Annotated in this window: 13 protein-coding genes; 5 read left to right on the top strand and 8 right to left on the bottom strand. The window is 68.0% G+C overall.

Annotated features, from left to right (window positions below; genetic code table 11):
- Positions 1–94 precede the first annotated feature (94 nt).
- Complete coding sequence (locus tag IBX18_RS25795; protein WP_194836123.1) at positions 95–526, top strand: STAS domain-containing protein; 432 nt, start codon at positions 95–97, stop codon at positions 524–526.
- Between the two features lie 18 nt (positions 527–544).
- Here IBX18_RS25795 and IBX18_RS25790 read toward each other — a convergent pair whose 3' ends face one another.
- On the bottom strand, positions 545–1,609 hold the full coding sequence (locus IBX18_RS25790) for a DoxX family protein (RefSeq protein WP_194836122.1): 1,065 nt from the start codon (positions 1,607–1,609) through the stop codon (positions 545–547).
- A gap of 200 nt (positions 1,610–1,809) precedes the next feature.
- Between IBX18_RS25790 and IBX18_RS25785 the strand changes: the two genes are divergently transcribed.
- Entirely contained in the window at positions 1,810–2,094 is a 285-nt protein-coding gene (locus tag IBX18_RS25785; protein WP_194836121.1) for a hypothetical protein, read from the top strand.
- Between the two features lie 8 nt (positions 2,095–2,102).
- On the opposite strand, the gene IBX18_RS25780 is transcribed toward IBX18_RS25785, so the two are convergent.
- From IBX18_RS25780 to IBX18_RS25760, 5 genes are all read right to left on the bottom strand, one after another.
- Positions 2,103–2,960 (bottom strand): alpha/beta fold hydrolase, encoded by an 858-nt coding sequence (locus tag IBX18_RS25780; RefSeq protein ID WP_194836120.1) that lies wholly within the window; start codon positions 2,958–2,960, stop codon positions 2,103–2,105.
- Positions 2,961–3,045: 85 nt separating this feature from the next.
- Positions 3,046–4,695 (bottom strand): class I adenylate-forming enzyme family protein, encoded by a 1,650-nt coding sequence (locus IBX18_RS25775; RefSeq protein ID WP_194836119.1) that lies wholly within the window; start codon positions 4,693–4,695, stop codon positions 3,046–3,048.
- Positions 4,696–4,712: 17 nt separating this feature from the next.
- A complete protein-coding gene (locus IBX18_RS25770; protein WP_194836489.1) occupies positions 4,713–5,753 on the bottom strand; it encodes an NAD(P)-dependent alcohol dehydrogenase in 1,041 nt (346 codons plus the stop codon).
- Entirely contained in the window at positions 5,753–6,904 is a 1,152-nt protein-coding gene (locus IBX18_RS25765) for a serine hydrolase (RefSeq protein WP_194836118.1), read from the bottom strand. The genes IBX18_RS25770 and IBX18_RS25765 overlap by 1 nt, the downstream gene beginning before the upstream one ends.
- Before the next feature lie 10 nt (positions 6,905–6,914).
- Positions 6,915–8,282: an NAD(P)/FAD-dependent oxidoreductase gene (locus IBX18_RS25760; protein WP_194836117.1), complete on the bottom strand. Its 1,368-nt coding sequence runs from the start codon at positions 8,280–8,282 to the stop codon at positions 6,915–6,917.
- A 234-nt stretch (positions 8,283–8,516) separates the two neighbouring features.
- Between IBX18_RS25760 and IBX18_RS25755 the strand changes: the two genes are divergently transcribed.
- Together IBX18_RS25755 and IBX18_RS25750 are read left to right on the top strand one after the other, a co-directional pair.
- Entirely contained in the window at positions 8,517–9,146 is a 630-nt protein-coding gene (locus tag IBX18_RS25755; protein WP_194836116.1) for a TetR/AcrR family transcriptional regulator, read from the top strand.
- A 163-nt stretch (positions 9,147–9,309) separates the two neighbouring features.
- Positions 9,310–10,083 carry a DUF6319 family protein gene (locus tag IBX18_RS25750; protein ID WP_194836115.1) on the top strand — a complete coding sequence of 258 codons (774 nt, stop codon included), beginning with the start codon at positions 9,310–9,312 and terminating at the stop codon, positions 10,081–10,083.
- A gap of 1 nt (position 10,084) precedes the next feature.
- Here the strand turns inward: IBX18_RS25750 and IBX18_RS25745 are convergent, their stop codons facing one another.
- Positions 10,085–11,653 (bottom strand): GGDEF domain-containing protein, encoded by a 1,569-nt coding sequence (locus IBX18_RS25745; RefSeq protein ID WP_194836114.1) that lies wholly within the window; start codon positions 11,651–11,653, stop codon positions 10,085–10,087.
- Positions 11,653–12,222, bottom strand: coding sequence for a hypothetical protein (locus IBX18_RS25740; protein WP_194836113.1), 570 nt, complete (start codon positions 12,220–12,222; stop codon positions 11,653–11,655). Before IBX18_RS25740 ends, IBX18_RS25745 begins: the two co-directional genes overlap by 1 nt.
- 170 nt (positions 12,223–12,392) lie before the next feature.
- Between IBX18_RS25740 and galK the strand changes: the two genes are divergently transcribed.
- A complete protein-coding gene (gene galK / locus IBX18_RS25735; RefSeq protein ID WP_194836112.1) occupies positions 12,393–13,526 on the top strand; it encodes a galactokinase in 1,134 nt (377 codons plus the stop codon).
- Positions 13,527–13,613: the final 87 nt, after the last annotated feature.

Genomic DNA, 13,613 nt, shown 5'->3' with positions numbered 1-13,613 from the left:
ACGGTATAACCCTAACGCTGTACAGACCTGTCGGGCCATGCTTCACTAGGAAGACAGGTCTGTCCCGAGTGGTGACAGACCGAGGAGTCGGCAAATGTCCCTCAATAACAACGAGCGGTTCTCCGGCCCGCCCCCGGACCGTTCGGTGCTGGAAGTTACTGAAGTTCTTCGTTTTTCGGTGTGCCGTCCGCGCCGCGACATCGCCGTGATGCTGGTGGTCGGCGAGATCGATCTGGGCACCGCGCCCAGTTTCCGAGATCAGCTCCGTCGACTGTTCGGTGACGGAGCCGCCATGGTCGTGCTGGACCTCTCGCCGGTCACCTTCCTCGGCGCGGCTGGCCTGCGGGTGCTGGTGGACGCGCAGACCCAGGCCGAAAAGACCAGGCGCCGAATGGTGTTGATCACCGAGGCGCGCTGTGTCGATCGCGCGCTGGAGGTGACCGGCCTGGCGCCCAGCTTCCATCGAGTGCGGTCGCTGGACGCCGCGCTGGCCGACAGCTCCGCGGGATACGAAGAGACGGCCTAGCTTTCGGCCTGGTGCTGCCTAGTGCAGCCTCTTCTCGACCCGATGCCGAGCGGTCTCGGCAAACCGGCCGCCGCGCTTGCGAGCGGTGTCGGCAAGCTCCGGGCCACGGTCGCGCGCGGTGTCCGCCAGCTCGGCGGCGCGCTCCCTGGCAACATCCGCGTACTCCACCCCGCGCTCCCTGGCCAGCTCCGCCCACTCCGCACCGCGATGCTTCGCCACGTCGGCCAGCTCCGCGCCACGCTCCCTGGCCAGCTCGGCCAGTTCGGCGCCGCGTTCGCGAGCGAACTCGGCCCACTTGGGTCCGCGTTCCTTGGCGAGTTCGGCCCATTCGGCGCCGCGGTGCTTGGCCACGTCGGCGAGTTCCGCGCCGCGATGCTTGGCGACATCGGCGAGTTCCGCGCCGCGCTCCTTGGCCGTCTCGGCCAGCGGAGCCGCGTGTTCCTTTGCCGCAGAAGCCCATTCGGGGCCGTGCTGGTGCACGGTCTCGGCGAGCTCGGAACCCTTGGCGGCCGCGGCGCTGCCGAGACTGCCTGCCGCGGCGGCGACCTCGTGGGCACGGCGCTTCAGCAGCTCGCTGGTCGCGCCGTCGGAGGATCCGGTGAACGGCAGGGCCGCGGTGACCGTCGCCGCCGCATCACGGGCGGCCCGCTTGCCACGCCAGCCGAGCGAGGGCTTGCCCTCGGTGTCGGCGGCCGCGATCATCAGCCCGCCGAGCAACCCGAGATCCTTGAGGAACGCCTTGCGCTTGGTCGCCTTCTGCGCCGGGTCCGGCTCGTTCCAGAAGTCCTGTTCGGTGACCGTGGCCGGGACGACGGTGGCCGCGAGGACCAGCGCGGCCAGGCGTGGCGCCTTGCCGAGGGCCAGCAGCACACCACCGGCTACCTGTGCGCCCGCATTGATCCGTACGACGGTTCCCGGATCGCTCGGCAGCTTCGCGGCGTATTGCTCGGGCAGCTGACGCTGGCCTCGCTGCACCAGCTCGGTCGCCGCCTTGACTCGTGATTCCGGGCGTCGCAACGTATCGACACCCTCCACGACAAAGACAGTGGCCAAAAGCGGGCGGGCAAGTCGGCGTAACAACATGACGGATCCCTTTCCTCGACGGCTCTATTCGACCGGGTTCCCGGAAGGTGTCGCATCAAACCCGGTGGACGGGGAGTAACGGGCGTATCGGACGTCGAATCTACACCGCGTAACAGCAAATATTGAGCGAACGATCACTGGGTGTGGATCCGAGGGGATCCGCATGTCGTCGCTCAGCTGTCCGCCGGAAGGTACCGCCGATGAAATCCGCCACGGCCCCAACGACTTTCGAGGCCATCGTGGCCCCGCTGCCCGCCGCGCCCGGCTGCACCTTCCGCTTCGATACCGTGCCCTGCCGACATCGCGCCGAATGGTTCATTCGCAAACGCGGCTGCTGCCACGTCGAGGGTGTCGACTTCATGTGCGATACATGTCACACCCGTATCCACTGGCTGCTCACCCTCGGCGTCGAATTCGAGTGCGCTGGTTGCGGTGTGCGCTCGGACAGCTTCACCGAGCTGTATCCGACCGCAGGGCCGCTGTAGGGCAGCGCTCAGGACCCGCCGACGGCCTTCGGGACTGTGGCCCGGCCGGTCGTCGCCAGGAATTCGGTGATGACCGCGGTGACCCGCTCCGGGTCCTCCATCATCGGCAGGTGCCCGCAGTCGGGCAGCTCGACCGCCCTGTGGACGTGCAGCCTGCGATTGAGGCGGGCGCCTGCGCGGGCCGAGAGAATGCGGTTCTGCTTCCCCCAGAGCGTGCAGATGGGCGGGAAGTCCGGCGGCGGGTCGAACCGATCGAAGGCGGCATAGGCCGGGAAGTCCTGGACCAGGCCGTGCAGGGCGAACAACCGGCCCCGATCGGACCAGTGCGCGCGCAGTCGCGGCGCATCCTGCAGCCGCTGCCGCTTGCCGCGGGTGCCGAGCTGATTGGCCACGATCATCGACACGGCGCGGCCGGGCAGCGCGAGCCTGCGGGCCAGCGGTCCCAGCGGCAGCCGGGCATCCGCCCAGGCGAGCGCCGCCGACTGACCGGAGCTGACCGTGTCCCAGGTCAGCGGGTTGATCAAGACGAGCGCCCGTACCCGTTCCGGATGCGCCATCGTGTAGCTCAGCGCGGTGGCGCTGCCGAGACAGTTGCCGACGAACACCACGTCGGTGAGGCGGTGGGCGTCCAGGAAGGCGCCGAGCATGTGCACGTAGTCGGCGAGGCGGTAGCCGTCCGCGGGTTGCTCGGACTCGCCGTAGCCGGGGAGGTCGAGCGCGAATACCTGGTGGTCGCGCCGCAGCACCGTCACCTGGTCGTCCCAGATACGGCGCTGGGTGCCCGCGTTGTGCAGGAAGACCACCGGCGTGCCGCTACCGGCCCGATCGAAGGCGACAGCCCTGCCCAGATGCTCGAAAACGTCCACAGTGACTCCTTGCGAGCGGCCGAGCGGCAATGCCCGATCCGTGCCCGATTTTACGGGGTCGTGGACGGCCTGTCCGGCGACTCCTTCACACTTCGATGCCGGTGCGAACGACCTTCCCCGTCGCATTGCGCGGTAGTGCCGTGCTGGTCAGGCGCCACCGGGCGGGCACTTTGTAGTAGGCGATCCGTGCCGCGGCAAACGTGCGCAGCTCCTCTTCGGTTGCCGCCGAGGGGCTTTCGAGCACAACCAACGCCGCGACCGCCTGGCCGAGATCGGCGTCGGGCACCCCGATGACCGCGCATTCGCGCACGGCCGGGTGCTCCTCGAGGCACTGCTCGATCTCGGTGGGGTAGACGTTCTCGCCGCCGCGCAGGATGAGATCCGAACGTCGGCCGGACAATCGCAGCCTGCCCTCGGTGAGCACGCCGATATCGCCGGTGCGCAGCCAGCGGTCCTCGGTGACGGCGGCCGCGGTCGCCGCCTCGTCGTCCCAGTAGCCCAGCATCACGTAGGGGCTGCGCAGGCAGATCTCGCCTTCGGTGCCGTCCGGTACGGGATTGCCCGCGCTGTCGCGGACCTGCACGGTGGCCCCGATGACGGGGCGGCCCACCGTATCCGGGAACGCCGCGAGTTCGGCCGGACTGGCCAGAGTCGCCGCGGTGCTGCACTCGGTGAGCCCGTAGCTGGTGACCAGCGCGGTCCGTGCCACCGGAAGTTGTTCGCGCAGTTGGTGTTGCAGCGCGGCCGAGGACGGCGCCGAATTCAGTGAGAAGGAGGCCAGCGAGGACAGGTCGTAGCGGGACAGATCCTGGTCGAGCAGCCGGGTGGCCATGGTCGGCATGGCGCCCCAGTTGGTGATGCGCTCGCGTTCGATGAGGCGCAGCACCCGATCCGCGTCGAACGAACCCTGGTAGAGCACGGCGGTATCGCCGGTCACCAGCCGGGGCACCACCAGGTTGTGCAGGCTGGCGATGTGGAACAGCGGGGAGGTGAGCAGGAACCGCCGGCCGCTCGGCGGTTCGGTCGCGCCGGTGAACTCGGCGACCATCGCGTCGTTGAACAGGTGATAACCGATGACCGCCACCACGTTTCGATGCGAATGCACCGCGCCCTTCGGCCTTCCGCTGGTGCCGCTCGTGTACAGGATGACCGCCGGGTCGTCCTCGGCTACCTCCGTGCTCGGGAGTTCGCTGCCGTCGAATTCGGCGATCAGCCTGGGCAACTCGTCTTCCATGGTGAGCACCGGCACTCGAATATCCAGCTCCGCCACCAGTGCCGCGCGTTTCGCGTCGACGACGAGCGCGGCGGGCTTGGTGTGTTCGACACCGTAGGCGATTTCGCGGGTCGTCCACCAGGCGTTGTAGCCCACTGCGATCGCACCGAGGCATTGCGCCGCCCAGAACGTGACGACCCACTCGGGGGTGTTGGCGGCCAGAATGCCGATGCGGTCGCCCTTTCGGATGCCGTAGCGGTCGCGCAACGCGGTGGCCAGCGCACCGACCGCCGCCGCGTGCTCGGCGAACGACATCCTGCGGTCCTCGGTGACGAGATAGTCGCGCGCACCCCAGGCGGTCGACGCCGCGAGCAAGTCGCCGAGCGACTTGTCGCGGTGCCGCAGCACCGGCAGCGGTGCGCCGAGTACGTCCTCGACCACCATCTCGAATCGGCCACCGGGCCCGGTCAATCGGGCCGCCGCGGCCGCCGCGAAGGCCTGCTGATCGAAAGGCTTTGTCATTTACCGCACTTCCTCGTCTACGGAACCAATACCGCGCGGCCGGTGACCAGGCCGCGCTCCAGCCGGTCGAGCGCCTCGCGGCCGGCCGCCAGGTCGTATTGCTCGATCTCGACCGTGAGCTTGCCCGAGCGGGCCAGGGCGACGGACTCGATCAAGTCGGATTTGGTGCCGCCGTAGGACTTTCGGACCGACGCGCCCCAGGGCCAGCCCGGCCCACCGGCGGGGCCCGCGGTGAGCTCCGGTGCACCGCCGCCGAGGCCGATCATCCGGTACGCGCCGTTCGGTGCCACCGATTCCACGGCGAGCGTGGCCGTCTGATCGACGCCGACGAAGTCGAAGACCGCGTCGGCGCCGCGACCGTCGGTGCGGTCGAGAATGTGGCGGGCGGTGTCGGCGTCCGCGAGCAGGCCCTCGGCCGCGCCGCACCGGGCGGCCAAGGCGAGCTTGTCCGCGGCGACATCGACCGCGATCACCCGGGTCGCGCTGGTCGCGGCGAGGATCTGTACCGCGACATGACCGAGACCGCCGATGCCGATCACCACCGCGACCGAGCCGGGCCGAAGGTGTTCGCGGGCACCACGAATCGCGTGATAGCTGGACAGCGCGGCATCGGCGAGCGGCGCGGCCTGGCGGAAGTCGAGGTCACCGACCGGCACGAAAGAGCTTGCCGGAATGCGGATGTACTCGGCCATGCCACCGTCCGGACCGAGGCCGGGACACGGCGGCATCGCGGTGCGGCCCGCGGCCAGGCAGACATTCTCGTTGCCGGACACGCATTCCCGGCACGTGCCGCACGACCAGCACAGGTAGACGATGCCGCGTTCACCGGCGGTGCGGCCGTCGACCTCGGCGCCGACCGCCTCGATGGTGCCCGCGACCTCGTGCCCGAGGGTCAGTGGCTCGTCGCGCAGCCGGAACGGGATGTGCAGGACATGCAGATCGGAGTGGCAGATTCCGGCCGCGCCCACCCGCAGCAACAGCTCGGTCGGGCCGATCTCGGGGACCGGAACCTCGCGCAGCTCCAGCACTCCCGGCTCGGTGAGTTGCAGTGCCCGCATCACGCCCCGACCCCGGCATCCACCGCGGTGAAGACCGCGCGCAGGTAGGCGTCGGCGCGAGCGGAGCCGATCAGTCCCGGCGCCATCTTGTTCATGGTGTAGGCGAAGGTGATTCGGCGATCGAGGTCGTTGACGACGATGGCGCCGCCGAGCCCGGCCCACCAGCAGACCCGGCCGTCGGGCACCTCCGGTGCGGTCTGCCGCTGCGGCAGCCCGTAACCGAGGCCGAAGCGCAGCGGCAGCAGCAGCGCCAGATCGGGACCGTCGGACTGCTGCTCGAAGATCAGATCGATCGTCTTCTCCGACAGCATCTTTCGACCGTTCACCGTGCCACCTGCGGAGACCAGCGACTGGATCCGGGCCACCGAACGGGCATTGCCGTGGCCGTTCACCGCGCCGATCTCGGCCTGCCGCCAGGCGGCGCTGTTGGCCTCCTGGAAATCGAGCAGCGGACTGGTGAGGGTCTTGACCAGGATGCTCGTCTGATCGAGCGAGGCCATGTCGAACTCCAGCATCGGCGGCGGTACCAGCGGCGCGATCCGGTGATGGTGTTCGGGGGCGGTGCCGATATGGAAGTCGGCGCCCAGCGGTTCGGCGAGTTCTTCGGCGAAGAACTGCCCGAGGCCGCGGCCGGTGATCCGGCGGATCACCTCGCCGACCAGGTGCCCGTAGTTGAGCGCGTGATAGCCGGACGCGGTGCCTGGTGTCCACCATGGCGCCTGCGCCGCGAGCCGCGCACTGGCCGCCTCGGTGTCGTAGATGTCGGCCAGCTCGATCGGTCGCTCCCAGCCGGAGACCCCGGAGGTGTGCCCGAGCAGTTGCCGAATCTCGATGTCGCCCTTGCCGTTCGCCGCGAACTCCGGCCAGTAGTGCGCGACCCGCTGCCGCACATCCAGCTCGCCGCGATCGACGAGCAGCAGGGCGGACAGCGCGGTCATCGTCTTGCTGATCGAGAAGACATTGACCAGCGTGTCCTCGGTCCACGGCACGGTGCGCTCGATATCGCGGTGCCCGCCCCAGATATCGACCACCGGCTCGCCGTCGACCGTCACGCAGATCGCCGCGCCGAGCTCCTCGCCCGCGGCCAGCTGGTTCGCTAATTCTGTACGTACGTTCGCGAATTGATCAGCACAAAAACCCGAAGTAGTCATCGTCGCTCGTTCACGCGTGCTCGAGTGCGCGGGCAGGAACCGGTAGCGCGTAACCCTCGGCTGCGGCACGCTTTGCGCCCCTTGCCATTTCCTTGTTCAGGTCGCGCACGTACGGCTCGAACTCGAGCTGGATCGTGTGCCGCGGCGAGTCGTAGTAGCGCCCGGTCCGGCGCTGCTCCGCCGCACGGATCGCCTCGTGCATCTCCGCTTCGGCGGGCGGCAGGTACTTGCCGGTCAGGTAGGCGGCGACCAGCTTGCTCTGCTGCTCGGCGAAGTTCACCAGCGTCGGCAGCGGCTGCGCCAGGCCTAGATAGAACAGGTTGTCCACTCCCGGTTTCATCATCTGCTGGAACAGCGGCATGCGGTTCTGCTCGTCCGGCACCAGGTTCGGATCCGCGAAGAACGGGAAGCTGATGTGATAGCCGGTGGCGCAGACGATCACGTCCACCTCCTCGGTGCTGCCGTCGGCGAAGCGCACCCGCGGGCCCTCCAGCGCCGTGATGGCGGGCTTGAACGCGATATCGCCGCAGCCGGCGCGGTGCAGGAACTCCTCGCTGGCCGACGGATGCGCCTCGAACGGTGCGTGATCGGGCTTCGGCAGCCCATAGAACTCCATGTCACCGCGGAATTTACGAACGAAGCGCTGCTTGAGTTTCAAGCTGACCTTGCGCGGAATCCAGGCGGGCACACTCTGCTTGTCGCCGACCTTGCCGTGCACGTACTTCGGCAGCACCCACACCCCGCGCCGGGCGGAGACGGTGAGCTTCGCCGCGACGAAGCGCTGCGACAGTTCCGAGGCGATATCCAGTCCGGAGTTGCCCATGCCGACGACAACGACCTTCTTGCCGCGCATATCCACCGGATCGAACGGATCGTTGTAAGCGTGGCTGTGCAGGAGTACGCCGTCGAATTCGCCGGGGTAGTCGGGCATGCGCGGATCCCAGTGGTGACCGTTGCAGACGATCAGCGCGTCGTAGTCGCGGGTGCGGCCGTCGTTCGCGGTGACCAGCCAGCGGCCGTCCGCCTGCCGCTCGGCCGCGGTGACCTTGCTGTTGAACCGGATTTTGTCCCGGAAGCCGAAATGGTCGACGTAATCCTTGAAGTACTGGAACAGCTGCGAATGGTGCGGGAAATCCGGCCAGCCCTCGGGCGCGGGATAGTCCTCGAATGCCAGGCGGAACTTACTGGTGTCGATGTGTAGTGACTGGTAGCAGGCCGACATTCCGTTGGGATTCTTGAAGTACCAGTTGCCGCCGACCTCGTCCGAGGCTTCGAACACCTCGAAGGGAATGCCGAAGTCCTGCAGGCGTTTCGCGGCGGTGATCCCGGAGGGGCCCGCGCCGATGACGCAGACCCGGGGCAGATCGGTTCGAGTCAATTCACTTGTCCTCGTGCTGGGAGGGAGTCACCAGCGGTGGCGCGCCCGGCGCCGAAACCGTCCGTAGCCCTGCGGCTTCGGGGGTGACGTAGGCAACAACGTAACACTGGCTAGACAGCGTGTCTAGTGAATGACGTATTGTCTAGTGAAGGCCGGGGACGGCACGGGCATCAGTAGACTTGCTCCAGCGAAAGTCGCACGTCAGCACAACTTTCGACCGACAAGGGGTAGCCGTTGCACACGAACCCGACGCCGGCGGGCGGCAGCCTGCGGGACGAGCAGAAGCAGCAGACCAGGACCCGGCTGCTGGCCGGGGCCAAGGAGCTGTTCAGCACGCGCGGCTACGCGGCGGTGCGGGTCGACGACATCGTCGCGGCGGTCGGGTGCAGCCGGGCCACCTTCTATCTGCACTTCACCAGCAAGTTGGAGATACTGCGCGCGATCGCCGAGCAGAGCACCGCGCCCAGCGCCCTGCACTTCTACGAGGATCTGGACCGGGTGCTCGACACCGGCTCGCGCGCCGAGTTCGTCGCCTGGGTGACCAGGGCCATCGACTGGTTCCACGAATACAAGGACCTGCTGCCCGCCTGGGACGAGGCCACCGCGCTGGAGCCGGAATTCCGGGAGATCGCCCGCAACGGCATCCTGGCGCTACCCAATGCGATGACCTCGTATCTCGCCCGCTGGCCCGCCGAACGCGCCGACGAGGCGCGGCTGCGGGTGGAACTGCTTGTCGCCCAACTGGAGCGCTTTTTCACCCGCTGGGCGGTGCAGGGCACCATCAACGTCTCCGCCGAACGCGCGGCCGAGGTGCTCACCGATATTTGGTTCCCGGCGTTGCGCGCGCCGCTCGACGGCGACTGAGCGAACCGGCGATCCGGGCGCCGGATACGGCCGTAGCTCGATATTCGCTGGCCCCGCGAGAATCGTGTTCTGGGACTCGATTTCGTAGCGGCCTGCGAATCTGTCGGTGCGGTGCGGCATCATCTGTGCACGCAGCCATCCACGAATATTGCTCGGAGTCACCATGCCGTCGCCTAAAACCAAGCCCAAGCCATTGTCGGACAGCGAGATTCAGCGGATCGCCACGGATATCGCCGGTGGCCGACCGCCCATGGTGTGGTTCACCGCCGCCGCGGTGGGCGTGCCGGAAGGACGGTCGGGAAAGGTGATCTCCCTCGGCGACCCGGCCGACGGAGACTTCCTGCAGGTCCGGCCCACCGGATCGAAGGATGTACTGTCCTTTTCTCCGACAGAAGTGACGTTGACCAAGCCGCCTCGCGGGGCGGCGCCTGTTTCCACTGCCCAGCCGAAGTCGACAACCAGGAAGGAATCACCCGTGACCCAGCCGTCGACCTTGACGAGCACTGCGACACCACCCACCCCCAGTTCTGTCACGCCGCCACCGGTCGCCCCGAAACCCGTTGCGAGCACGCCGGAATCCGAGGATCAGGACGGCGGTGCGGGCAAGCCCGCCGCGAAGTCCACCCCGGCCCCGGCGAAGGCTGCCAAGGCTCCCGCCCGGCCGAAGGCGAAGACGGCGGAAGTCACCGTCACCCTGACCGGCACCGCCGACGGCGAATGGTCCGTCGACGTGGTCAGCGGCAAGAAGCGCGCCGTGCGCGGGCTCGCGGTGCCGAGTTCGGCCGTGGCGCAGGCCGCCAAGATCCTGCACCCCGAGGTGGCCGATGTGGTGGCCGGCATCCTCGATGCGGCCCGCGAGGCGCAGGAGGCCAAGGTGCAGCAGTTACAGGCCGAGCTGGAGGCCGCCAAGCGCCTGCTCGACGAACTGGTCGACTAGCTCAGACCGCGGTGCTGGTGGACCTGGGGCTCGCGCGCCAGATCCGCCGGCCCGGCTCGGTGGCGGCGTGCCGCGCCGGGTCGTTCGTCATGTGTCGCACAGCGGAGTCGGGCGCGTGCCGCGCGTCGTCGTGGAACGCGTAGCCGAGCGAGTATTCCTTCGCGTGATACATGGCCGAATCCGCATCCCGGATGAGGTCGTAGACGGTCGATTCGGCGCTGCGCGGGCTGCCGCAGGCGATGCCGATGCTCGCGGTGATCGGGATCTCGCCCGCGCTCAGATCGAACGGCCGGACGAACGCGCCGAGCAGCTGCTCGGCGAGCGTCGCGGCCTGCTGCCGGTCGAGCGGGGACAGCACCACGAATTCGTCGCCGCCGTAGCGCGCGACCACATCCTCGCGCAGCACCACCCGGCGAATTCGCGAGGCCGCGTTCGCGATCAGCTCGTCGCCGACCGCGTGCCCGTAGCTGTCGTTGACCATCTTGAAGCCGTCCAGGTCGATGAACAGCAGACACAGCGGCTGTTCCGCCCAGCGCTCGCTGTTGCGGTTCAGCGCGCGTAGCAACGCCGATCGATTCAACAACCCGGTGAGCACGTCGTGGTCGGCCTGATATTGCGCGCGCCGCTCGCTGCGGGAGCTGCGCACGATGGCGCGCTCGCTGCGGACCAGCACCCCGATGAGCAGCAGTGCGAACAGCGACGACACCACCACTCGGTTCAGCGGGTCCAGCGAGGAGCCGACGACCGGCACCAGCGAGGCCACGATCAACGCGACCGCGATGAAGCTGGCGCGCTGACGCGAGTGGTGTGGATGAATCTCCCGCGGCGTCCCCAGACTCGTCATCGTCGGATGCAGTGCCGCGACACCGACGATCGCGTACGCCGCCAGCAGCGGCGCCACCTGGATCTCGCGGCTGATCGCCGCGGTGCCCGCCGCCGTCATGTTGTCGGCCAGATCGCCGAGCAGTGCCGCGATCAGCCCGAGGTGGATCAGATCCAGCGAGGTTTCCGAGCGGGTCGAGGTGGCCACCGAATGCGCGACCAGCGTCAGCAAAAGCGCGTCCAGCACCGGATAGGTCGCCGCCACCATCGTCTTCAGCACCGTGTCGTGCGACTGGAGGATCGGCGAGATGAGAAAAGTCCAGGAAGCGAGCAGCGCGCCGAGCCCGATCAGCCCGGAGTCCAGCAGTAGGTCGTGATTGCCGCGAGTCTGGCGCGGGCGCAGCCAGATCAGCGCGGCGAGGCCCACGGTCAGGTACCCGAGCAGGGTGAACGCGTCGTTGAGCCAGTGGTCGGCCTCGCGCAACGCCATCCCCGTCGCGGACAGCACGGCCGAGGCCGACAGCAGATACCAGGGCAGGGGGCGGGCGGGCCGGTGCGTCCAGAGGCCGAAGCCGATCATGGTCAGCGTGCCCGCCAGGATGGCGGTCAGCGTGAGATACGACAGCAGCGGGGAATCGACCCACAGGTGGAGCGCGATCATGGCCGCGCTGCCTCCGAGAAGCAGTGCGTACCACCGTGTTCGGAGCAGGTATCGCCGCTCCGACTGCCGCTGTGCGCTGACTGCCATCAGCCCCCCTTGGTCGCTCCATCCCCTGTGAACCAAGCCCGGTAGTAGGTCTGGGAATCCTCCACCGCTACCTCGAGGTTCGCCTGTGTGTCGAGCACCGTCAGCACGCCTTCGGTGAACCAGGACCGAGTGTTGTTGTACGAGCAAATGTCCCAACCGACCGCGGCACGGTCAGCAACCAGAACCTGGACAACTGACTCGATCATGGCACGAAAAGCCGGTCCTTGTCGCGCACTTGGCGCAACAAGGGTGAAACCGACGTAATAGATCGCGTCGCGTGCGGCGTGTTCCGGATATCGGGCGCTGAAATACTCCGGACTGATCCACGGCACGGTGTCGAGGTGTTTGGAGAGGGTAGTGAGCCCGATCGGCTCGCCGGAATCGTTCCATACCACGTGTTTGTCGACTCTGGGGTCGACCATTTCCGCACAGAATTCGTCGCGATGCAGCACCTGCCGGACCATCGACTTGGTGCGGAGTGGGGCGAACGACTCCTCGTAAAGGCGGTGGAATATCGCTATCTGGTCGTCCGGGATCTTGGTTTCGATGGTGATGCGCAGGTCGTTCATGGGGGTAACTCCAGGACTTCCAGGCTTGAGCGGATCTGAGCCTGTTCGGTGTTTCGACTGTGCATCATGGAACACGAATCGCGCACCTGCGGCGGCCGAAAGCAGTGCTCGTGCGGCGTGTCTCGTAACGTGGGCCAGGGCAACCGGACTCGACAGACAGCGAGGGGCAAGTGCAGACGTGGGTGGCACCGGGGCGGGTCAACATCATCGGTGAGCACACCGATTACAACGACGGCTTCGTGCTGCCCATCGCACTGCCGCTGGTGGTGCGTTGCGCGGCTCAGGCGCGCGCGGACGGGCAGGTGCGGGTCGTCTCCCGGCAGCGGCCGGACGAGACGGTGCTGGTCGCGGTGGCCGAGCTCGCGAAACGCCGGGACGGGGTGCCCGGCTGGTCGCGGTACCCGCTCGGCGTCGTCGCCGAATTCGTGCGGCGCGGTCACCGGATCAGCGGAGTCGAGCTCGAGTTGGACGGCGCCGTGCCGATCGGCGCCGGACTGTCGTCGTCCGCGGCACTGTCGTGTGCGGTGGCCATCGCGCTGCGGGATCTGTTCGCGCCCGCCGTCACCGATCGCGAGCTGATCGACCTCGCCCGTGCCGCGGAGAACGGTTATGTCGGCGCGCCGACCGGTTTGCTGGACCAGTCGGCCTCGATCCTCTGCACGGCGGGGCACGCGCTGTTCCTCGACGTGCGGCGCTTCGCCGCCGAGGCCGCCGATGTGGACACGAATACTGTTGCGCACGAACAGATTCCGTTCGATCTGACACGATTCGGACTGGAGCTGTTGGTGATCGACACCGGCCAGCCGCACGAACTGGTCGACGGTGGCTACGGCGAGCGACGCCTCCAATGTGAAGCTGCCGCCGCGGAACTCGGGGTGCCCGCACTGCGCGACGTCGAATCGGTGGCCGCGCTCGCCCGGATCACCGATGTGGTGTTGCGCCGCCGGGCGCGACACGTGGTGACCGAAAACGCCCGGGTGTTGACAGTTGCCGAAAAATTGCGGAGTGGTGCCGATCCGCGTGCCATCGGGCCGGTTCTCACCGAGGGACACGCCTCACTGCGCGACGATTTCGAGGTGTCGACGCCCGAGCTGGACGCCGCCGTCGCCGCGGCGCTCGCGGCGGGGGCGCACGGCGCGCGGATGGTCGGTGGCGGATTCGGCGGCAGTGTTCTCGCGCTGGTCGATCGCGAACGCACCGAGGCCGTGGTGGCGGCCGTGCGGAATCGGTTCGCCCGCGCGGGCTTTGCCGAGCCCCGCACCTTCGTCGTCGGCCCGGCGGCCGGCGCACACCGCGCCGACTGAGCGACCGCCCAGGTTTTGTCCACGATTGTGGCCCCCGAGTGAGGCACAATCACGCAGAGTAGGTGTCGGCCGACACCATTCGGCCGG

Origin of the sequence: Nocardia sp. XZ_19_369, from assembly GCF_015355715.1 — a bacterium.
In the GTDB taxonomy this organism is placed as follows: Bacteria; Actinomycetota; Actinomycetes; order Mycobacteriales; family Mycobacteriaceae; genus Nocardia.
The sequence above is the reverse complement of the archived record's forward strand: the minus strand, read 5'-3'. Positions and strand labels throughout refer to the sequence as shown.